At 70.9% G+C, this 20,102-nt stretch carries 17 protein-coding genes, 4 tRNA genes and 1 riboswitch; of the genes, 10 read left to right on the top strand and 11 right to left on the bottom strand.

The window, feature by feature from the left end; all coding sequences use genetic code 11:
• Positions 1-22 precede the first annotated feature (22 nt).
• The 3 genes from ACIBVQ_RS30645 (at position 23) to ACIBVQ_RS30655 (ending at position 3,652) form a co-directional block, all read left to right on the top strand.
• The gene (locus tag ACIBVQ_RS30645) at positions 23-961 is read left to right on the top strand and encodes an MBL fold metallo-hydrolase (protein ID WP_399181688.1); all 939 of its coding nucleotides are present in this window, start codon (positions 23-25) and stop codon (positions 959-961) included.
• 114 nt (positions 962-1,075) lie between these two features.
• Positions 1,076-2,506, top strand: coding sequence for a glutamate--cysteine ligase (locus ACIBVQ_RS30650; protein WP_352011600.1), 1,431 nt, complete (start codon positions 1,076-1,078; stop codon positions 2,504-2,506).
• Positions 2,507-2,608: 102 nt separating this feature from the next.
• Positions 2,609-3,652, top strand: a complete 1,044-nt coding sequence (locus ACIBVQ_RS30655) for a hypothetical protein (RefSeq protein WP_399181690.1) — start codon at positions 2,609-2,611, stop codon at positions 3,650-3,652.
• A 20-nt stretch (positions 3,653-3,672) separates the two neighbouring features.
• Here ACIBVQ_RS30655 and pcp read toward each other — a convergent pair whose 3' ends face one another.
• The 8 genes from pcp to ACIBVQ_RS30695 all read right to left on the bottom strand — a co-directional run bounded on the left by pcp (position 3,673) and on the right by ACIBVQ_RS30695 (position 8,329).
• Complete coding sequence (pcp, locus tag ACIBVQ_RS30660) at positions 3,673-4,302, bottom strand: pyroglutamyl-peptidase I (RefSeq protein WP_399181692.1); 630 nt, start codon at positions 4,300-4,302, stop codon at positions 3,673-3,675.
• Entirely contained in the window at positions 4,299-4,676 is a 378-nt protein-coding gene (locus tag ACIBVQ_RS30665) for a DUF393 domain-containing protein (protein ID WP_352011603.1), read from the bottom strand. Before ACIBVQ_RS30665 ends, pcp begins: the two co-directional genes overlap by 4 nt.
• A gap of 44 nt (positions 4,677-4,720) precedes the next feature.
• Positions 4,721-5,608, bottom strand: coding sequence for a hypothetical protein (locus ACIBVQ_RS30670; protein ID WP_399181694.1), 888 nt, complete (start codon positions 5,606-5,608; stop codon positions 4,721-4,723).
• A 320-nt stretch (positions 5,609-5,928) separates the two neighbouring features.
• Positions 5,929-6,003: transfer RNA gene (locus tag ACIBVQ_RS30675), tRNA-Val, on the bottom strand.
• A gap of 14 nt (positions 6,004-6,017) precedes the next feature.
• Positions 6,018-6,089 (bottom strand) — tRNA-Gly (locus ACIBVQ_RS30680).
• 77 nt (positions 6,090-6,166) lie between these two features.
• A tRNA-Cys gene (locus ACIBVQ_RS30685) sits at positions 6,167-6,237 on the bottom strand.
• A gap of 25 nt (positions 6,238-6,262) precedes the next feature.
• Positions 6,263-6,334, bottom strand: a tRNA-Gly gene (locus ACIBVQ_RS30690).
• A 90-nt stretch (positions 6,335-6,424) separates the two neighbouring features.
• Positions 6,425-8,329 carry an N-acetylmuramoyl-L-alanine amidase gene (locus ACIBVQ_RS30695; protein WP_399181696.1) on the bottom strand — a complete coding sequence of 635 codons (1,905 nt, stop codon included), beginning with the start codon at positions 8,327-8,329 and terminating at the stop codon, positions 6,425-6,427.
• Positions 8,330-8,482: 153 nt separating this feature from the next.
• On the opposite strand from ACIBVQ_RS30695, the gene ACIBVQ_RS30700 reads away from it, so the two are divergent.
• The 6 genes from ACIBVQ_RS30700 to ACIBVQ_RS30725 all read left to right on the top strand — a co-directional run bounded on the left by ACIBVQ_RS30700 (position 8,483) and on the right by ACIBVQ_RS30725 (position 16,413).
• Positions 8,483-8,758: a hypothetical protein gene (locus tag ACIBVQ_RS30700; RefSeq protein ID WP_352011606.1), complete on the top strand. Its 276-nt coding sequence runs from the start codon at positions 8,483-8,485 to the stop codon at positions 8,756-8,758.
• Positions 8,759-8,769: 11 nt separating this feature from the next.
• The gene (gene glmS / locus ACIBVQ_RS30705) at positions 8,770-10,590 is read left to right on the top strand and encodes a glutamine--fructose-6-phosphate transaminase (isomerizing) (RefSeq protein ID WP_352011607.1); all 1,821 of its coding nucleotides are present in this window, start codon (positions 8,770-8,772) and stop codon (positions 10,588-10,590) included.
• Between the two features lie 91 nt (positions 10,591-10,681).
• Positions 10,682-11,704: a Bug family tripartite tricarboxylate transporter substrate binding protein gene (locus tag ACIBVQ_RS30710; protein WP_399181698.1), complete on the top strand. Its 1,023-nt coding sequence runs from the start codon at positions 10,682-10,684 to the stop codon at positions 11,702-11,704.
• A gap of 4 nt (positions 11,705-11,708) precedes the next feature.
• Positions 11,709-11,909: riboswitch (cobalamin riboswitch) on the top strand.
• A 150-nt stretch (positions 11,910-12,059) separates the two neighbouring features.
• Entirely contained in the window at positions 12,060-14,303 is a 2,244-nt protein-coding gene (locus ACIBVQ_RS30715) for a ribonucleoside-diphosphate reductase subunit alpha (protein WP_399181700.1), read from the top strand.
• A gap of 34 nt (positions 14,304-14,337) precedes the next feature.
• A complete protein-coding gene (locus ACIBVQ_RS30720; protein WP_399181702.1) occupies positions 14,338-15,333 on the top strand; it encodes a ribonucleotide-diphosphate reductase subunit beta in 996 nt (331 codons plus the stop codon).
• A 60-nt stretch (positions 15,334-15,393) separates the two neighbouring features.
• Complete coding sequence (locus tag ACIBVQ_RS30725) at positions 15,394-16,413, top strand: mechanosensitive ion channel family protein (RefSeq protein WP_399181704.1); 1,020 nt, start codon at positions 15,394-15,396, stop codon at positions 16,411-16,413.
• Between the two features lie 25 nt (positions 16,414-16,438).
• On the opposite strand, the gene ACIBVQ_RS30730 is transcribed toward ACIBVQ_RS30725, so the two are convergent.
• Positions 16,439-18,010: a hypothetical protein gene (locus ACIBVQ_RS30730; protein ID WP_399181706.1), complete on the bottom strand. Its 1,572-nt coding sequence runs from the start codon at positions 18,008-18,010 to the stop codon at positions 16,439-16,441.
• Between the two features lie 62 nt (positions 18,011-18,072).
• Between ACIBVQ_RS30730 and ACIBVQ_RS30735 the strand changes: the two genes are divergently transcribed.
• Positions 18,073-18,840: an enoyl-CoA hydratase/isomerase family protein gene (locus ACIBVQ_RS30735; protein WP_399181708.1), complete on the top strand. Its 768-nt coding sequence runs from the start codon at positions 18,073-18,075 to the stop codon at positions 18,838-18,840.
• Positions 18,841-18,847: 7 nt separating this feature from the next.
• Here the strand turns inward: ACIBVQ_RS30735 and ACIBVQ_RS30740 are convergent, their stop codons facing one another.
• Positions 18,848-19,222 (bottom strand): VOC family protein, encoded by a 375-nt coding sequence (locus ACIBVQ_RS30740; RefSeq protein ID WP_352011614.1) that lies wholly within the window; start codon positions 19,220-19,222, stop codon positions 18,848-18,850.
• 19 nt (positions 19,223-19,241) lie between these two features.
• The gene (locus ACIBVQ_RS30745) at positions 19,242-19,871 is read right to left on the bottom strand and encodes a TetR/AcrR family transcriptional regulator (protein ID WP_352011615.1); all 630 of its coding nucleotides are present in this window, start codon (positions 19,869-19,871) and stop codon (positions 19,242-19,244) included.
• Between the last annotated feature and the right edge of the window lie 231 nt (positions 19,872-20,102).

Here is a 20,102-nt window from a genome sequence, read left to right on the forward strand (position 1 = left end):
GTTCAGGCCCGACAATGCCGTTATGAGCTCATCCCCACACGACCATCCCCTGCCACCCGCCCGGATCGAGGAGGTCTCGGACGGCGTCTACGCCTACGTTCAGCCCGACGGGAGCTGGTGGGTCAACAACACCGGTTTCCTGGTCGGTGAGCGCGGGGTGATCAGCGTGGACTCCTGCTCGACCGAACGCCGCACGCTGGCCTACCGCGAGGCGATCAGGTCGGTCACCGCGAACCCGATCACGACGCTGGTCAACACCCACCACCACGGCGACCACACCTTCGGCAACTTCGCCTTTCCCGAGGCGACGATCGTCGGCCACGAACGGACCAGGGAGGCGATCCTCGCCGAGGGCATCCCCGCCTACCGCACGATCGCCTGGACCGAGGTCGACTGGGGCGACCTGCGGGCCTGCCCGCCGTTCCTCACCTACACCGACGGCGTGACCGTGTACTCGGACGAGCTGCGCTGCGAGGTCCGGCACATCGGCGTGCCCGCGCACACGACCAACGACTCCATCGTGTGGATCCCGGAGCGGTCGCTGCTGTTCGCGGGAGACCTGGTCTTCAACGGCGGCACGCCGTTCGTGCTGATGGGGTCGGTCCTGGGGTCGCTCGAAGCCCTCGACCGGATCGAGGAGCTGGGCGCCACGACCATCGTCCCCGGGCACGGCGACGTCTGCGGCCCCGAGGTCATCGGCCGGGTGCGGGGATATCTGCGGTTCGTGATGGACACCGCCGAGCGCGGCAGGGCGGCCGGCCTCTCGCCGCTGGAGACCGCCAGGGAGACCGACCTCGGCGAGTACGGCGCGCTGCTCGACCCCGAGCGGATCGTCGGCAACCTGCACCGGGCCTACGCCGACCTGGACGGAGCCGCCCTCGGCGGACCGGTCGACCTGACCGCCGTGATCACCGACATGCTGGCGTTCAACGGCGGCAGGCCGCTGACCTGCCTGGCCTGACCCCGGCCTGGCCGCATCGCCGTACGTGGCGGCACTTGCGCGGTGGGCTGATTAGAACCGTCCAGCCGGGACAGGGAGGAGGCAACAGCAGGAGCGACTGATCGGATGGTGCCGATGGGCCAGCAAGTCGACAAGGACCGCTTCACCGAGGCGGAGTTCGCCCGCTTCGGGAAACGGCTGGAGGAGCAGCTCGACCAGCTTCGGGAACTGCTCGCCAGGCCGGGCTTCGGCGCGGGACCGGCGACGATCGGGGCCGAGCTTGAGCTTTTCCTCGTCACCCCGGAGGGCAGGCCGCTTCCCCGCAACCACGAGGTGCGCGAGGCGGCGGACGACGAGCGGCTCGTGCCCGAGCTGGGCAGGTTCAACCTGGAGGTCAACCTGACGCCGCTGCCGATCGCCGGGCGCCCGTTCACGGGGCTGGTGCGCGAGCTGCAGGAGACCATGGCCATGGCGGACGCGGCGGCGGCGACGCAGGGCGGCCGGGTCGTGGCGATCGGAATCCTGCCCTCGCTCAGCGAGTTCGACTTCACCCACGAGGCGCTCAGCGACGAGAGCCGCTACCGGGCGCTGAGCCGGGGGATGCGGCGGCTGCGCGCCGAACCGTTCCGGGTGAGCATCGAGGGGGCCGAGCAGCTTGAGCTCGAAGTCGAGGGGGTGATCCTGGAGAGCGCGAACACCTCCTGGCAGGTGCACTTCCGCACGCCTCCCGGTGACTTCGCCCGCGTCTACAACGCCTCCCAGCTGGCCATCGGGCCGGTCCTGGCGGTGAGCGGCAACTCGCCGGGCTTCCTGGGCAGGAGGTTGTGGGAGGAGACCAGGATCGCGCTGTTCGAGGAGGCCGCCGACGACCGTGACGTGGAGCGGCGCGACCGCAGGGACAGGCGGGTCGCCTTCGGCTCCGGGTGGGTGACCGGGGCAGGGGAGATCTTCGAGGCGTGCGTCCGTGACTACGAGCCGGTGCTGCCGATGACCTGGAAGGAGAGCCAGGAGCAGGAGGTGCCGGAACTGGCCGAGCTGCGGCTGCACCAGGGCACGGTGTGGCAGTGGAACAGGCCCGTCTACGACCCGGCGGACGGCGGTCACCTGCGGGTGGAGATGCGTTCGCTGCCCGCGGGGCCGACGCCGCTGGACATGGCGGCCAACAGCGCGTTCCTGCTCGGACTCACCGCCGCCCTGGCGGTCGAGCCGGTCGAGGAGTTCCCCTTCTCCGCCGCCTACCGCAACTTCTACCGGGCCGCGATCCACGGCCTGGACGCGCCACTGGCCTGGCCGGGCAGGCCGGGGGAGATCCCGGCGGCGCGGCTGGCGCTCGACCTGCTCCCCGCGGCCGCCGCCGGGCTCGAACGGGTCGGCGTGCTGCCCGAGGAGGCCGAGTGGACGCTGAACATCATCCGGGAGCGGGTCGGGCGGCGCCGTACCGGGTCGGTCTGGCAGCGGGAGGCGCTGGGTGACCTCGCCGGGGACCCGGCGGCACGGGCCAGAATGGTGGCCCGCTACCGGGAGCTGGCGCTGACCGGCGCGCCCGTGCACACCTGGCCGGAATGATCCTCCAGATATGATCACAAAAGGGGCCTGAGACCGGCATACTCGTGAACTCCGCATCTCGACCGCCTGCCAGGACGGCCGTCGGAGAAGGAGAATCCCCCTATGAGCGCGATGACGGCCACGGCGGTTGAACCGTTCGAGCTGAGACGTGACGACGGCGACCTGGCGGCCGGGGCCGGGGCACTGGGGAGATGGCTCAAGCGGGTCCCTCTGGAGACCGTGCTGACCAAGGCGAACCGGGTGGCGATCAGGAAGGGAGCGGCCGGGACCAGGGCGTTCGGTACGATGAACCCCAAACCGGTCGACTGGTACTGCTTCGACGCCGCGGACAACGAGGTCACCGACTGGTACCCCCAGGGCCTGACCTGTTCCTCCGACGCGGGCCTGGCCAGGAACGCCTTCGTGGTGAGCTGGTACTTCAAACCCCAGTCCGCGCCGGAACGGGGCATCCGGCTGTCCTTCCTCGACCCGGCCACGCTGCGCTACCGGCACGTCCTGCTCGTGGTGGCCGACACCGCGGGCGGCATCTCCCCGATCAACATCCACGCCGGAGGCGTCGCCTGGTACGGCGACCTGCTGTACGTCGCCGACACCGAGCGGGGCATGCGGGTGTTCGACACCCGGCAGATCTTCGAGGTGAACGGCGACGGCACGACCACGATCGGCAGGAGGGGCGGGGTGTACACCGCCTTCGGCTACCGCTACGTGATGCCGCAGACCGGCGCCTGGAGCCGTACGGGTGAGGCCAGATTCTCCTTCGCGACCGTGGACCGGAGCACCACCCCCGGCACGCTGGTCTCCGGAGAGTACGTGGAGACCCGGCAGGAGGCAGGCAGGGTCGCTCGCTGGGCCTTCGACCAGGACGGCTCCCTGCGGGCCGACGACGCCGGGGTCGCCAGGGCCGTGGACGCCTACCTCCTGCCCGAGCCGAAGATCCAGGGCGCGCTCTCCTGCAACGGGACCTGGTACCTCAGCCAGGGCGCGGGCTCCACCAGGAACGGCGCCCTGCTCGTGGCGGGGGAGACGGTGGCCAGGCGGCCCTACCCGAGCGGTCCCGAGGACCTCACCTGCGTCCGGGACAGGAACACGCTGTGGAGCGTCACCGAGTTCGCGGGACGCCGCGCGGTCTTCGGCGTCCCCCTGTAGACCGGCCCCCGTGGCGGGGCTCAGTGCAGGGAGCCGCCGACCAGGCGCAGGTCGTCACCCACGGAGACGGCGGCGGTCACGATGGCGGTCAGCGCCGTCGCCGCCGTCGCCGAGGGCATCGAGGGCGCAGCGGGCACGCCGTGGCCCAGGGCCTGCTCCGGGGTGAACGGCAGGTGCACGAACCCGCCGCGCATCCTGGGCCGCTCGGTGGCGATCAGGTGCATCAGGCCGTAGAAGAGGTGGTTGCAGACGAACGTCCCGGCGCTCTGCGAGACGCTCGCGGGCACCGAGGCCGCCCTGGCCGCCGCGACGCACGCCTTGACCGGCAGCGTGGCGAAGTAGGCCGCGGGGCCGCCGCGCACCACGGGCTCGTCGATCGGCTGCCGTCCCGCGTTGTCCGGGATGCGGGCGTCGTCGAGGTTGACGGCCACCCGTTCGACCGTCACGTCCGGTCTGCCCCCGGCCTGGCCGACGCAGACGACCACCGACGGGTCGTGCTCGGCCACCGCCGCCCGCAACCGCTCCAGCGACTCGCCGAACACGCACGGCAACCGTACGGCCCGCACCCCCTGGACGAGGCTGACCGCCTCCCAGGACGGATTGACCGAGGAGCCGTCGAACGGCTCGAAGCCGGTCAGCAGGACGGTCATCGTCGTTTCGCGGGCAGGGCACAGGCGGGGGTGCCGCCCGGCAGGCGATGGCGGTTGGCCGCCACGAGCCGGTAGCCCCAGTGGGCCACCCAGCGCAGCGGCGGAACCCGCAGCGCGTGCCCGGCCAGGCTCCACGGCCTCCCGGCGGCCAGGAACAGCCGGGCGACGGCCTGCGCGCCGCCGTACAGACGGCCGTCCTCGGCCCACAGGACCTCGTGTTCCGCGCGTTCCCGCGTGGTGCCGAACTCGGCGAGGTCCGCGAACTGCCAGGGGACCGGGCGCGCGCGCAGACCGATCCTGCGTTCGGCGAACCCGATGCAGGTGGCGCAGAAACCGCAGTCGCCGTCATACAACAGCACTGGTTGTCCCGTCATGGGAAAAAGGTACCCATCCGGTGGGAGGGGATACCGATTCAGGGTCAACGGGAGAGGGGGCCGTCGAGGTAACGGAACGCCTCGTGGGCGGAGCGGAGACTGTCCCGCAGGGCACGCCGCAACTGCTCGGCGTCCTCGCTGAGGTTGCCGATCTCCGGGGCGAGGAACCGGGCGGCGCCCGTCTCGGCGACCAGTTGCTCGTACTCGGGAAGCTGCGCGCGCAGCACCTCGATCTGCCCCTGGGAGACGAGGGCGTGGTCGGCCTGCGTCACGTGGGCGGCGTACCGTTCGAGCGCCTCGACCCGCGCGACGACGGCCGCCTCGCTGGCCGCGAGGGCCCGCTCCATCGGCGCCATGGCGGCGGCGACCTCGGGGGTCCTGCCGCCCCTGGCCATGTGACGGTGCCTGGCCCGCAGCTCCGACAGCTTGGTCAGCAGCCGGGCGATCTGCCACTCCTCCGCCGGGAGCATCACCGCGTTGCGCACGCTGTCGAGCATGCCCATGACGTTGACCCGGGAACGCAGGATGTGGTCGATCGCCCGCTGCGCCCGGCCGAGCAGTTCCCTGGCACCGTAGTCGAAGTCCTCAAGGATCAGGTAGCCCCCCTGGTAGTGCCGGGCGTGCCGGTACAGGACGCGCTCGACCGAGTCGGCGGGGGCGGGCTTCGTCGCCAGGTAGATGACACCCAGGACGGTCAGGCAGATGACGGCGGCGGTGATGGAGAAGGCCAGCGGGACCCCGACGAGTAGCGTGCCGCCCAGCCCCGCCAGCATCGTGGCACCGAAGGTGGCCACGATCACCGCCGGGACGCGTGCGGCGCCGTCCGGTTCGGGATTCCAGCCGGATCTGAACCGGGAGAGCAGGCGTCCGTTCCGGCGCATGAGGCTGGCGACTTCGGCCGGTACCTCCGGATCGACCACCACGCGATGCACAGGCTCGCCCCTTCCACCACGGCTGACGAACGTGGCAATCAACCGTTTTTTGCATTATGTGTCCCTCTATGGTGCCTCCTCAGCGGTAAGAACCGCGTGTGAAACGTGACGTTGAGTTTTCGATCAACGCGGCGGGGACCTTCAGGACCCCCGCAGACCCCCGCCGCCGGCTGCTCAGGCGACCCCGGGCACCTGCCCTCGGGTTCCAGGTCCCGGGTCGTCGCGCGCCTTGCCGTACCCGGCCGCGTGAACGACCGTGAGTCTGTGCACATGGGAAACGAAAAACCCCGGACCCTTGGCGGGCCGGGGCTTCGTTGTCGTGGTGGACGATACAGGGATTGAACCTGTGACCTCTTCCGTGTCAGGGAAGCGCTCTCCCGCTGAGCTAATCGTCCTCGGGAAACATCAGAGCGGAAGACGGGATTCGAACCCGCGACCCTCACCTTGGCAAGGTGATGCTCTACCACTGAGCCACTTCCGCACAACCGCCTCGGGTCTCCCCTCGGCCGCACTCGCGCTACCTTATCGGATGCCGGAGCCCCCGACGTCGGTGCACTGAGGTGGAGACGGGATTTGAACCCGTGTACACGGCTTTGCAGGCCGTTGCCTCGCCTCTCGGCCACTCCACCAGTCAGGCCCTCGCGGACCTGCCGGAGCGGAAGACGGGATTCGAACCCGCGACCCTCACCTTGGCAAGGTGATGCTCTACCACTGAGCCACTTCCGCGTGTCGCCCGGAACGATGTCCGGTGCACGGGAAAACTCTAGCGCCTCCGGCGGGCGGATGCGCGCAACCGAGGCGGTGTGCGGAAGATCGTCATGGTGAGATCACCTGGACGTCGGAGGCGCGGACGAACATCACCCGGTGGCCGAACTGGATCTGCCGGTAGCGCGCGTCCCCCGTGACGACCCGGTGCCGAACCGCGGCCGTGGCGGAGGAGCGCAGGTAGGAGCCCCTCGTCGTCAGCCCCAGACTGTAGAACTGCCCGGCGGGCAGGAAGTACTGCAACGGGACGAGGCGCTGCGCGGACACACCCCTGGGATAGGCGGAGCGCTCGGGATAGGCCCTGCCGTACAGCCTGACGGAGGAGCGGCCGGGTTTCGGGGTCACCAGGCCTCCCGAGGCGGGCACCGAGGCCGGTTCGCCGGCGGGGTCGTGGAACCAGGCCTTCTGGCCCAGGTACCAGATGGCCGTCCAGTCGCCCTCGCGGCCCGCCAGGGCGTAGCGCTGACCGGTGGAGGCGCGGGCCGCGTGGTCGTAGACGTTGTAGGTCGAGTCGCCGCCGGGGTGCCTGCCGACGTCCCTGACCAGCGGCGCCTCATCGGAGGGGGCGCTGTACAGCCAGACCGAGGCCGCGCTCGCGGGCATGCACTCCCCGGAGGGGAGACAGCCGGTGAAGTAGGGCTGGTTGAGGACGTAGTCGGGCTTGATCATCACCGAGCGCGCGTCCTGGTCCCCGGAGGCGGTCAGCGGCTGGCCGAGCAGTTCGAAGTAGTGGGCCCAGTCCCAGTAGGGGCCGGGGTCCTGGTGCATACCGCGGACGGTCTCCGGGGTGGTGCCCGGCACGTTGTCGTGGCCGAGGATGTGCGCCCGGTCGAGGGGGATGTCGTAACGCCCGGCGAGATGGGCCACCAGCCTGGCCGAGGCCTGGTACATCGCCTCGGTGAACCAGGCGCCCTTGGCGAGGTAGCCCTCGTGCTCGATGCCGATCGAGCGGGAGTTGAAGTACCAGTTGCCCGCGTGCCAGCCGATGTCGTCGGGCCTCAGGTGCTGGGCGATGTGCCCGTCGCCGGAGCGCACGGTGTAGTGCCAGCTCAGGTAGTCGGGGTTCCTGACGAGCCTGGTCATCGCGTCGTAGGAGGTCTCCCCGTCGTGGATGACGATGTAGTCGACCTGGCGACGGCCGTCGTAGCGGTCGTGGTTGCCGTGCCCGCCGTTCCTCGTGCGCCGGTAGGCGGCGGGAACCCACTCGCAGGAGACCTCCGGGGGGCAGTCGGGCGTCACGGTGCCGGACGCGCGGCGCAGCCCGGGTGTCCCCGTCCCGGCCGGTCCCAGGCCGGGCGCGGGCGGCAGGACGATCCGCTCGCCGCTGTCGGTCACGCGGGAGACCCCGGCGCGCATCGTCGCGTAGACCGCGTCGGCGAAGGCCCGCCCTGCCCCGGTCTCACCGGGTCCCGCGTACCGCGCGACCGCGGCGTACCAACCGGCCGCTCCGGCGTCCGGCCTGCCTCCGGAGCGCCGCTGGTGGTCGGCGAGCAGCGCCGCCCCGGCCCGGATGTTGGCGGCCGGGTCCGCGCGCAGCACACCGGGGTCGATCCCGGTCAGCTCGGCGGCCCGGCGCAGGGTGTCCTCGGGCGGCGCGGGCGCCACGTCCCGGGTCCCGACCCGGTACGGCCTGCTCTCGTCGCCCCGGGGGTCGCCCTCGGCGTCCCGGTGGACGCCGCTCCCTGTGAAGGCCCGGCCGTCGACCAGGTGCATGGGGCCGTAGCCGCCCGCGACGCTGGGCAGCCGGCCGTTGACGTCCCAGCGGGACTCCAGGTAGGACACGGCCAGCAGCACGTTCTCCGGCACGCCGTACTCTCCGGCCGCCCGGGTGAAGGCCTCCCGCAGGCTCGCGGGGGCGGCAGGGGACGCGGAGCCGTACGGCGGGGGCTGCCAGGCGGGTGCCGGAGCCGCCACTGAGAGGGCGGCGACGATCGATATCCCCGGCAGACGGCGCATGAGGTTCCCTTCCGGCGTGATCACTACCCAGAGTTATGGGTGGTCGCGGACCGTCTTATGGCCGGGCGGAGGGAGATCCACGGCAATCTTTCCTGCCCGGAATCGGGCAGAAAACTTGGTAAACGCCAACATGGCTGCGTATGGTCCTCCTCTGTGTCGACGGCATGGCATCCCCACGAGGACCTCATCGCCCACCTGACCCGGACGAGCGCGCTCGGTCCGGGAGAGGCCGCGAGGGTGGTGGCGGACGTGCTGGCCTACTTCTCCGAGCCCACCGAGGAGTTCGTCCGGCGGCGTCACGCCGAGCTCAAGTCCAGGGGGCTGGTCAACGACGCGATCTTTCCCAGGATCGCCGCCGAGCTGAGCTCCCGCCGTGTCGCCGCACCGGAACTGTCCCTGCGCCAGTTGCGCCGGATCGTCTACGGGTAAGGAGCGGTCAGATGTGCGGAATCGTGGCCTACGTGGGGCCGAAGGACGCGGCCCCCATCCTGCTTGAGGGCCTGCAGCGCCTTGAGTACCGCGGTTACGACTCGGCCGGCGTGGTGGTCTCCAACAGAGGCCTGAAGATGCGCAAGGTCAAGGGCAGGGTCGCCGACCTGGCGGCCGTAATGCCCGCCAGGTTCAAGGGAACCCTGGGCATCGGGCACACCCGCTGGGCGACCCACGGCGCGCCCAGCGACGTCAACGCCCACCCGCACCTGTCCGCCGACGAGCGCGTCGCCGTCGTGCACAACGGCATCATTGAGAACGCCGACGAGCTGCGGGCCAAGCTGGAGGCCGACGGCGCGGTCTTCCTGTCGGAGACCGACACCGAGGTGCTCGCCCACCTGATCGCCCGCACCGTCGAGGACACCGACTCGCTGGCGGAGGCGGTCCGCGCCGCGCTCAAGCGGGTCGTCGGCACCTACGGCGTCGCGGTGGTCGACGCCCGGCGCCCCGGCGAGGTGGTCGTGGCGCGCAACGGCAGCCCGATCGTGCTGGGCATCGGCGAGAAGGAGATGTTCGCCGCCTCGGACGTGGCCGCGCTGGTCCGCTACACCCGCCAGGTGGTGCACCTGGAGGACGGCGAGCTCGCGGTGCTGAAGGCCGACGGCTTCAACACCTTCTCCAGCGACGCGCGGGAGACGGCCAAGGAGCCGCTGACGGTCGACTGGGAGGCCGGGCACTACGACACCGGCGGCTACGAGCACTACCTGCTCAAGGAGATCTCCGAGCAGCCGGAGACGGTCGCCAGGACGTTGCGCGGGCGCCTCGACGACCGCTTCCACATCGCCCATCTGGGCGGGCTCAACATGGACGCGCGGGAGAGCCGCTCCTTCCGCCGGGTGAAGATCATCGGATGCGGCTCGGCCTACTACTCGGGCCAGATCGGCGCCCAGCTCATCGAGGAGCTGGCGCGCATCCCGTCGGACGCCGAGCCCGCCAGCGAGTTCCGCTACCGCAGCCCGGTCGTCGAGCCGGACACCCTCTACGTGGCGATCAGCCAGTCGGGGGAGACCTACGACACCCTGGCCGCCGTCCAGGAGCTCAAGCGCAAGGGCGGCCGGGTGCTCGGCATCGTCAACACCGTCGGCAGCGCCATCGCCAGGGAGGTCGACGGCGGTCTCTACCTGCACGCGGGCCCCGAGGTCTCGGTGGCGAGCACCAAGGCCTTCACCTCGACCGCGGTCGCCTTCGCGCTGCTCGCCCTGCACCTGGGAAGGGTGCGCGACCTGTCGCCCGCCGACGGCCGGCGCATCGTGGAGGGCCTTCGCGCGCTGCCCGGCCAGATCGGGGAGATCCTCGCCCTCGAACCCCGGATCAAGGAGCTGGCCGGCAAGTACGCCGGCTCGCCGAGCATGATGTTCGTCGGCAGGGTCAGGGGATACCCGGTGGCCAGGGAGGGCGCGCAGAAGCTCAAGGAGGTCTCCTACGTGCACGCCGAGGCCTACCCGGCCAGCGAGCTCAAGCACGGGCCGCTGGCGCTGATCGGCCCGGAGATGCCGACCGTGGCGGTCGTCCCCGACGACGAGCTGCTGGACAAGAACCTCACCACGCTGGGGGAGATCCGCGCGCGCGGCGGGCGGGTGCTCATGGTCGGGCACCGCGAGGCCGATCCCCGGCTGGCCGACGACTGCCTGGTGGTGCCCAGGAACGAGATCGAGCTCGACCCGATCCTGCTGTCGATCCCGCTGCAGCTGTTCGCCTACCACGCGGCCGTCGCGCTCGGCCGCGACGTGGACAAGCCGCGCAACCTCGCCAAGAGCGTCACCGTGGAGTGAGCGCCTGATGCCCCAATTGCGGTGCAGAGAGTGACATATCTGCAACGTAGGGTATCGAGAGATCTGGGGGATCTCGGCGGAAGGGACGCTTATGCACCGTAGGCGATTCCTCGCGCTCGCGCTGGGGGTCATGGTCGCCGGGGGCTGCGGTGACATGGGAGGCCCCGGTGCGGGGTGGGCGCGCAGGCTGACCATCGTCGCGCCGGTCGTCCGCGGGCGGCGCTGGGACCAGGCCGCCCACGCGCTGGCCGCGATCCTGACCGGCGAGAGGATGGCCGGTGCGGTCGAGGTGAGCGGCGCGGGCGCCCAGGGGATGGCCGCCCTGACCGCGTTCGCCGCCGCCGTCGGGGGCCCCTTCGCGCGCGAGGGCCGGGTGTTCCTGGCGGGCGTGCCGATGCTGGCGGGCGGCGAGACCGCCGACGCGGACTCCGTGCTGGCGGCCTCGACCCCGCTGGCCAGGCTGGCCGGAGACTGGTCCGTCCTGGCCGTCTCCCCGAACTCCCTGCTGCGGACCTTCGAGGACTTCGTCGCGGCGCTGCGCCGCGACCCGGCGCGGCTGGTGGTCGGGGGAGGGGCCGGGGGCGGCTCCGACCACGTGCTCTACGGCATGATCGGCAAGTGCCTCGGCGTCGACGTCAGGCTGATGGAGTACGCGGGTTACCCGACCGAGTCGGAGGCCGTCGAGGCGCTGCACGAGGGGCGGGTGGCCGCGCTCCTCGGCTCGGCCGGCTCCCTCCTGCCGAAGATCGCCACGGGCCGGCTGATGCCGCTCGCGGTCTCCTCGGGGGAGCGGATCGACGGCATCGACGCGCCGACGCTGATGGAGCGGGAGGTGCGCCTGGAGTACGCCGACTGGTGCGGGGTGCTCGGTCCCCGGGCCATGAGCCCCGATGACCGGGACGGGGCGGTCGCCCTGTGCGACCGGATCGACGCCTCGCCCCGATGGCAGGCCGTGTGCGCGGCCAACGGCTGGCACCGGGCGTACCTGAGCGGTGACGACTTCCGCCGGTGGCTGGTCACGGAGACCCGCCGTACCCGCGCGGTGCTCAACGAGCTCGGGTTGCTGAGCATCCCCGACACAAACTGTTGGGGTGGTTGCGTCAGGCGGCACTAGATGTAGGATCCTGGTCGTCGCTGGTTCGCCCACGAGGGCGAGGCAACAGGGAACCCGGTGAGAGACCGGGACTGCCCCGCAGCGGTGAACGGGAACGAAAGCCGTCAACTGAGCACTGGGTGAACCACGCCCGGGAAGCGACGGCCGGTAGGAGCGCGCGTCACGCCCGTGAGTCCGAAGACCTGCCCGCGGTGTGTGGAGAGGGGACCGACCAGGTCCCCGCTCGGCACGAGAGTTGTCCAGGGCTTCGAGGGAGAGCCGCGGGACGAGGCGGTCCGGCGTGCCCGGGAGCCGCCCGTTGACGCGCGCCCTGCTCCGTGAGCCGTACGGGGATTACCTGCACGAGGGGTGGCACGTGACACAGACCTTGGCCGAGAAGGCGGAGAAGACCGGGCACTCGCCGGACGATCGCAGGCGGGCGATCGAGGAGGCCGCGGCCCGGGTGATCACCGACCCGGAGAACTCCAGAGCCGCCGCCAGGCTGCTGACCGGCCTGATCGCCGAGGAGGCCGCCGAGCACGGCGTCACGACCTTCTCCGAGTCGATCGCCGCGACCCACGGCGCGGGGCTCCTGCAGGACGGGCTGGCCGCCTTCGTCGCCGCCAACGCCGCCGCCCTCGACGCGCTGGTCGACCCGGCCGCCGACGACAGGTTCGAGTACTTCGGGCTGCGCACCGTCTACGACCGCTACCTGCTGCGCCACCCGAGCACCCGCAAGGTCCTCGAACGCCCCCAGCACTTCCTGCTGCGCGTGGCCTGCGGTCTGTCGGAGACGGTCGAGGAGGCCGCCGAACTGTACGGGCTCATGGCCACCCTGTCCTACCTGCCCAGTTCGCCCACCCTGTTCAACTCCGGTTCCCGCAGGCCCCAGCTGTCCTCCTGCTTCCTGCTCGACTCCCCGAGGGACGAGCTAGAGGCCATCTACCAGCGCTACGGCCAGGTCGCCCGCCTGTCGAAGTACGCCGGGGGCATCGGCATCGCCTGGACCCGGGTCCGCTCGCGCGGCTCGCTGATCCGCGGCACCAACGGCCACTCGAACGGCATCGTGCCGTGGCTGCGCACCCTCGACTCCAGCGTCGCCGCCGTCAACCAGGGCGGCCGTCGCAAGGGCGCGGCCTGCGTCTACCTGGAGCCCTGGCACGCCGACATCGAGGAGTTCCTCGAACTGCGCGACAACACCGGCGAGGAGGCGCGCCGTACGCACAACCTGAACCTCGCCAACTGGATCCCCGACGAGTTCATGCGGCGGGTCGAGGCCGACGAGATGTGGTCGCTGTTCGACCCCAAGGAGGTCCCGCACCTCACCGACCTGTACGGCGAGGCGTTCGAGGAGGCCTACCGCAGGGCGGAGGCCGAGGGCGGATTCGTCAGGCAGGTCCCGGCCCGCGCCCTGTACGGTCGCATGATGCGCACGCTCGCCCAGACCGGCAACGGCTGGATGACCTTCAAGGACGCCTCGAACCGGACCTCGAACCAGACGGCCCGTCCGGGCAACGTCATCCACCTGTCGAACCTGTGCACCGAGATCCTGGAGGTCACCAGCGACGCGGAGACCGCCGTCTGCAACCTCGGCTCGATCAACCTGGCGGCCCACCTCACCGCGGACGGTGTGGACTGGGAGCGGCTGCGCCGTACGGCTCGCACCGCGGTCAGGTTCCTGGACAGGACCATCGACCTGGGCTTCTACCCGACGCCCGAGGCCCGCGCGGCCAACGAGCGCTGGCGGCCCGTCGGGCTGGGCGTGATGGGGCTGGCCGACGTCTTCTTCGCGCTGCGGCTGCCGTTCGACTCGCCGCGGGCGCTTGAGCTGTCGACCCGGATCGCCGAGGAGATCGCGCTGGCCGCCTACGCCACCTCCAGCGACCTGGCCGCCGAGCGAGGGCGCCACCCCTCCTACGGGGACACCCGCGCCGCCGACGGCGTACTGCACCCCGACCACTACGGGGCCGCCCGTTCGGCGGAGTGGACGGCGCTCAGGGAGCGGATCGCCGTGACCGGCCTGCGCAACTCGCTGATGATCGCGATCGCCCCCACGGCCACCATCGCCTCCATCGCGGGCTGCTACGAGTGCATCGAGCCCCAGGTGTCGAACGTCTTCAAGCGCGAGACCCTCTCCGGGGAGTTCCTCCAGGTCAACCGCTATCTGGTCGCCGACCTCACGGCCCGGGGCCTGTGGACCCCGCAGATCAGGGACGCGATCAAGCGGGCGGACGGCTCGATCCAGGACGTCCCGGGCATCCCCGACGACCTCAGGACGCTCTACCGGACCGCGTGGGAGCTGCCGCAGAAGGCGCTGATCGACCTGGCCGCGGCGCGCGCGCCGTACATCGACCAGTCGCAGTCGCTCAACCTGTTCATGGCGACCCCGACCATCGGCAAGCTCTCCTCGATGTACGCCTACGCCTGGCGCTCGGGCCTGAAGACCACCTACTACCTGCGCTCCCGTCCGGCCACCCGCATCGCGCAGACCACCGTGTCAGCCGCTGTGTCAGCCACTGTGCCGGCCGCTGTGCCGGCCACCGCGGCACAGTCGCTCCCCGAGCAGGACGTGATCGCCTGCTCGCTGGAGAACCCCGAGTACTGCGACGCCTGCCAGTAGGCCCCGTGACCCAAGCCGAAAGGTCATTCTCCGAATGCTGCTCGACCCCGGTATGAACCTCACCCTGCGCCCCATGCGCTACCCGGACTTCTACGAACGCTACCGGGCGGCCATCCGCAACACCTGGACCGTCGAGGAGGTGGACCTCAACTCCGACGTGGCGGACCTGGCCAGGATGACGCCGGAGGAGCGCCACCTGATCAACCGTCTCGTCGCGTTCTTCGCGACCGGTGACTCGATCGTGGCCAACAACCTGGTGCTCAACCTCTACCAGCACGTCAACGCCCCCGAGGCGCGCCTGTACCTCAGCAGGCAGCTCTACGAGGAGGCGGTGCACGTCCAGTTCTACCTGACGCTGCTCGACACCTACCTGCCCGACCACGAGGAGCGGGCCAGGGCCTTCGCCGCGATCGAGCACATCCCCTCGATCAGGGACAAGGCCGAGTTCTGCTTCCGGTGGATCGACTCGCTCGGCGGGCTGACCAGCCTGCGGACGCGGGACGACCGGCGGGCGTTCCTGCTCAACCTGATCTGCTTCGCCGCGTGCATCGAGGGCCTGTTCTTCTACGGGGCCTTCGCCTACGTCTACTGGTTCCGCTCGCGGGGCCTGCTCGGCGGCCTGGCCACCGGGACCAACTGGGTCTTCCGCGACGAGTCCATGCACATGGAGTTCGCCTTCTCCGTGGTGGACACCGTACGGGCCGAGGAACCCGGCCTGTTCGACGACGAGCTCGGCGTCCAGGTCACCCGGATGCTGGAGGAGGCGGTCGCGGCGGAGCTGGCCTTCGCCGAGGACCTGTGCGGCGAGGGCCGGTCCGGCATGGACCCCGGCCAGATGCGGCAGTACCTCGAATACGTGGCCGACCAGCGGCTGACCCGGCTCGGGCTGCCCGTCCGGTACGGCACCGCCAACCCCTTCGCGTTCATGGAGCTGCAGGACGTCCAGGAGCTCGCGAACTTCTTCGAGCGGAGAGTTTCGGCCTATCAGATAGCAGTTGAGGGAACTGTCGCTTTTGACGAGGCCTTCTGAATAGGCCGCGCGTCCCGGGGCATCCACCCGGCAAGCGACCGTCAGGGGGGAAGAGCGTCCGTGTCCAGATGGATCATCCTGATCGCCTCGATGCTGGCCGCCGTCGCCTGCGTGGAGATGGTACGGCGGGCACTGCGCTGGAGGCTGATCGGCGAGCGGTGGGTCCTGGCCGGGCCGCTCGTGCGCCGCTGCACCTGGCCCGCCTTCGCCCTGGCGGTCGTGGCGACCGCCAACACGCTCTACCTTCCCGGCATGGCCAAGGGGCCGGTCGACGAAGCGATCGAGCGGACGATCACCCTTTTCATGATCGGATGCGTCACCTGGCTGGCCATCCAGGCCGCCTACGCGGTCACCGACGTGGTCCTCGACCGCCTGGTCAGCGTCGAGGGGGAGCGTAACCGGCGGGCCAGGAGGATCCGCACCCAGATCTCCCTGGTCCGCCGGGTCGCCTCAGCGGTGGTCGTCCTGCTGGCGCTGGGCGCCATGCTGTTCACCTTCCCGCAGGTACGCGCGCTCGGCGCCGGACTGCTCGCCTCGGCGGGCATCGCGGGCGTCGTCGTCGGCATCGCCGCCCAGTCGATGCTGGGCAACCTGCTGGCCGGCCTGCAACTGGTCTTCAGCGACGCGCTCAGACTCGACGACGTGGTGGTCGTGCAGGGGGAGTGGGGGCGGATCGAGGAGCTCAGCCTCACCTACGTGGTGCTGCGCCTGTGGGACGAACGCAGGCTGGTGCTCCCGGTCTCCTACTTCACCACCAACCCGTTCGAGAACTGGACCAGGCACACCAGCCGGGTGATCGGCGCGGTGATGCTCAGGATCGACTGGACCGTCCCCGTCGAGGAACTGCGCGTCGAGCTCTACCGGGCCCTGCGCGAGCACCCGCTGTGGGACCAGAAGGACTGGACCCTCCAGGTCACCGACACCCTGCCGAACGGGCTGCTCGAAGTGCGGGCGCTGATGAGCGCCGCCGACTCGCCGAGCGCCTTCGACCTCAAGTGCGACATGCGCGAGCACCTGGTGAGATACGTCAGGGAGAAGTACCCGGAGGCGCTGCCCAGACTCCGGGTGGACATGGCCTGACCCCGGCGCGCTCAGGACGGCCCGCTCAGGACGACGGGCCTGGACGCAGCACCCGGGCCGTGCCCGCGATCAGGGCGGTGGCCAGGATCCATCCCGAGGCGATCAGCGTCCAGGCCAGCCACCGCGTCCAGCCGGTCGGGTCCCACGCCCCCCGCTGCTCGAAGACGCTCACCGGGGCCAGCAGGTCCAGCGTGTAGACGAACGGCTGGAAGACCCTGATCTCCTCCGGGTCGATCTGCGTCGGGGGGACCGCGGCGAAGACCCCGGTGCCCGCGGCCAGCAGCACCGCGACCCACAGCCCGGCGAGCCAGGGGCGGTAGCCGTACCCGACGACGAGGTCGAGCAGCCTGCCCCAGATCCGGCCCGCGGGCCTGAGCGTACGGCGGCGCCGCCGCTGCTTGGCCAGCAGCACCCGCCGGGCGTCCTGCTCGTGGCCGATCCGGCGGAACCACGCCGCCAGCTGCTCGTACGGCTGCGGACGGTAGCCGTAGGAGTCCTTGTCCACCCAGACCAGGCGGTCGTTGACGCTCCAGGCCGAGCCGCGCAGCGCCTCGTAGACGAGCCCGTTGAGATACACCGCGCCCGGATAGTCCGCCGGGGCGTCGAGCAGCACGCCGATACGGGAGTAGGCGAGGTTGACCTCGCCCTCGATGGAGTCGGGCCGCAGGATCAGCTCGTCCATCTGGGCGTGACTCAGGTGCAGCACCCGGCCGGGAGCCCGCAGCGTCGCCCCGTCGAAGGACAGGACGCCGTTGACGCGCGAGTTGCGCATCCTGATCGTGCCGGTCGCGTGGAAACCACGGCTCAGCTCGGCGGCCCCCGCCTCCATGAAGTCGGCCTGGATCGCGTAGGGGCCCGTCGCGGTGATGACCGACCGCTGCAGGTAGATGCCACCCCGGAACTTCGCGCCGATGATCCGCAGGCCGCCGTTGACCCGCATGTCCCGCATGAAGGCCCCGCCCTCGACGGTCATGCCGCCCGCCCACAGCGCCCACTGCCCGTGGCGGTGACCCCGCTCCCTGAGCTCCTCCTCCGACATCCTCCTGCGCACGTCCCGGACCGCGTTGTCGGACGCCTCGGTGGTCTCCTCGGCGCTCACCCGTAGTCCCGAGAACCGGACCTGTCCCTTGACCTGGGCGTTGTCCAGCCGGATACCGCCGTGGACGGTCGAGCCGTCGAAGTCGAGCATGGCGTTGACCGTGCACCCGGCCGCCCTGATCCGCGCTATCTCGCACCCGCGCAGCCGTACGCCGACGGCGATCGTGTCGGTCATGGAGACGCCCCCGGGCAGGTAGCAGTTGACCATGTGCAGCTTGCCGGTCAGTGTGGCGTCGGCGAGGTCGAGCACACCGGTGATGTGGGCGCCCGCCAGCCGCAGCCCGGCGCTCCTGCCCGACTCCGGCGGCCGCGCGCCCCGCAGCAGCGCCGCGACGACCTCCGCCCTGACCGTCCGCTCCGGTCCCCATCCGGGGCCGTTGGCCGGGTCGTCGGCCTGGTCGTCCCCGCTGCGCAGATCGACCCAGGAACCCGAGGGGTAGGCGTCCCAGATGCGGCGCTCGGCGGAGTTCATCCTCGGGAAGGGGGGCTTCAGCCGCATCCGGCCTCTCAGGTTCGGGGGTGCCTCGGCGCTGTGTGAAATGTCCAGGAAGAATCTATCTCGTGGAGATCTTTAATGGTTTCGAATTGTCCGTCGACGGCGATGTCGCGACCCTGCGGATCAACCGTCCCGCCAAGCGCAACGCGATGACCGCGGCGATGTGGCGGGCGCTGCCCACGATCCTGGCCTCGCCAGCCACTGATCCGGCCGTGCGCGTCCTCGTCCTCACCGGCGCGGGCGGCACCTTCTGCTCGGGGGCGGACATCTCCGAGATCGCCGGGCTGGCCGAGGCGGGCGACGACACCGGCCTGACCGTCGTCGCCGAGGAGGCCCTGGCGGGCTTCCCCAAACCGACGATCGCGATGATCGAGGGCTTCTGTGTGGGCGGGGGCTGCCAGCTCGCCATGGCCTGCGACCTGCGCCTGGCCGCCGACGACGCCCGTTTCGGGATCACCCCGGCCAGGCTCGGCGTCGTCTACCCGCTGAGCGCGACCCGCCGCCTGGTCGGCCTCGTCGGTCCCTCGGCCGCCAAGCTCCTGCTCTACTCGGCCGACCTCGTCGACGCCGCGACCGCGCTGCGCACCGGCCTGGTCGACGAGGTCCACCCGCCCCGCGAACTCGGGGAACGCGTGTACGGCCTGGCACGTACCTTCGCGGGACGCTCCCAGCTCACCCTGGCCGCCACGAAGGAGATCATCGGCGACATCGTCGAGGGAGGCGACGCCGAGGCACGCGTACGCGACTGGCAGCGGCGCTCCGGCGCGGAACGGTCCGAGGGGGTCGCCGCCTTCCTGGAGGGAAGGGCCGCCCGCTTTCCATGGCGCCGGTGACCCCCGCTCACCCGGGGGACATGACCTCGAAGAGGTGACCGTTCTCGTCCCTGAAGAACAGCCCGCGAGGGCAGAGCGGATGGTCGACGCGGCCGTTGTCCGGGGCGTCGGGGCGGCTGCCGTACGGCACGCCGCCGGCGCGCAGCCGGGCCAGGACGCCGTCGAAGGTCGCCGGGTCCACCTCGAAGGCGAGATGGACCGCGTGAGGCTCCTCGACCGTCATGTAGTCGAGGGTGAGGGAGTCGTTGACCCGCACCGGGACGAAGTGGCCGCGCGAGCCCGTGGGCGGCAGGCACTCCAGTCCCATGACGTCGGCGAGGAAGCGGGCGGCCCGTCCGTTGTCCGCGGCGGGGACGATGGTGTGGTTCAGGGTGACGGTCATGACTGTCCTTTCGCCTCGGTCAATTCAGGATTCCGTGGACGAACACGTCCACGATCTCGGCGACGCTCGGTTCGACGTCGGCGGCCGAACCGCGGGCGCCGGCGAACGTCAGGCTGAGGAAGAGCGCCGCCAGCCGCTCCGGGGGCAGCCTCAGCCGGTCGCCCTCGGGTTCGAACAGCTCGGTCAGGGCGTCGCGGGTCGCCTTGAACGAGGCGGCGCGGTCGGACGGGGCTCCGGCCCCCTCCTCCTGCGTGCGGGATCCGCGTGAGCGGCGCCCCGAGGCGTGCAGGGCGCCCAGGACCGTGCCGATCCGCGCCATGTGCGCCCGCATGGCCTCGGCCGCCTCGGTCAGCCGCTCGGTCAGCGGCTGGTCGAGGGGGACGGAGGCGAGTTGTTCGAGCACGTGGTCGGGGCGCAGCACCTCCACGACGCAGGCGTCGAGCAACTCCTCCTTGTCGGTGAAGGCCCTGAAGACGGTGGCCTCGCCGATCCCGGCCGCCCTGGCGATCTGCGCGGTGGTGACGGCGGCGCCGTACTCCGCGACGAGGGGGAGCGCGGCCATGACGATCATCTCCCGGCGGCGTTCCTGGCTCATGCCCGGAGCACGCCGCCGGGCCGGGTCGGGTGTCGCGTTCTCTTTGGGTCTCATGCCTTTCATGATGCGGAGTGAGTACTCACTCCGTCAACGGAGATATTGAGATCCCTGGCACCGGGTGACCCGAAATATGTTCTTTTCGCAGGTCAGAACGCTGGGAAAAAGAGGAAGGTTCTTTGGCGAAGTGGCCGCGGAGTGCCCTCAGGAGGGGCCAAGCTGAGACCCGCGAGGACTCACCCCCCGCGTTCCCACTCTCGCCGGCGTGGCCTGACTACGCTGGACCAC

The sequence above is a fragment of the Streptosporangium sp. NPDC049376 genome (assembly GCF_044466505.1).
In the GTDB taxonomy this organism is placed as follows: Bacteria; Actinomycetota; Actinomycetes; order Streptosporangiales; family Streptosporangiaceae; genus Streptosporangium.

Excerpts from the sequence above, each read along its gene's own strand:
- ACIBVQ_RS30645 (WP_399181688.1), top strand. The coding sequence starts at position 23 with ATGAGCTCATCCCCACACGACCATCCCCTGCCACCCGCCCGGATCGAG.
- ACIBVQ_RS30650 (WP_352011600.1), top strand. The coding sequence starts at position 1,076 with ATGGGCCAGCAAGTCGACAAGGACCGCTTCACCGAGGCGGAGTTCGCC.
- ACIBVQ_RS30655 (WP_399181690.1), top strand. The coding sequence starts at position 2,609 with ATGAGCGCGATGACGGCCACGGCGGTTGAACCGTTCGAGCTGAGACGT.
- pcp (WP_399181692.1), bottom strand. The coding sequence starts at position 4,302 with ATGACCGTCCTGCTGACCGGCTTCGAGCCGTTCGACGGCTCCTCGGTC.
- ACIBVQ_RS30665 (WP_352011603.1), bottom strand. The coding sequence starts at position 4,676 with ATGACGGGACAACCAGTGCTGTTGTATGACGGCGACTGCGGTTTCTGC.
- ACIBVQ_RS30695 (WP_399181696.1), bottom strand. The coding sequence starts at position 8,329 with ATGCGCCGTCTGCCGGGGATATCGATCGTCGCCGCCCTCTCAGTGGCG.
- glmS (WP_352011607.1), top strand. The coding sequence starts at position 8,770 with ATGTGCGGAATCGTGGCCTACGTGGGGCCGAAGGACGCGGCCCCCATC.
- ACIBVQ_RS30710 (WP_399181698.1), top strand. The coding sequence starts at position 10,682 with ATGCACCGTAGGCGATTCCTCGCGCTCGCGCTGGGGGTCATGGTCGCC.
- ACIBVQ_RS30720 (WP_399181702.1), top strand. The coding sequence starts at position 14,338 with ATGCTGCTCGACCCCGGTATGAACCTCACCCTGCGCCCCATGCGCTAC.
- ACIBVQ_RS30730 (WP_399181706.1), bottom strand. The coding sequence starts at position 18,010 with ATGCGGCTGAAGCCCCCCTTCCCGAGGATGAACTCCGCCGAGCGCCGC.
- ACIBVQ_RS30740 (WP_352011614.1), bottom strand. The coding sequence starts at position 19,222 with ATGACCGTCACCCTGAACCACACCATCGTCCCCGCCGCGGACAACGGA.
- ACIBVQ_RS30745 (WP_352011615.1), bottom strand. The coding sequence starts at position 19,871 with ATGAGACCCAAAGAGAACGCGACACCCGACCCGGCCCGGCGGCGTGCT.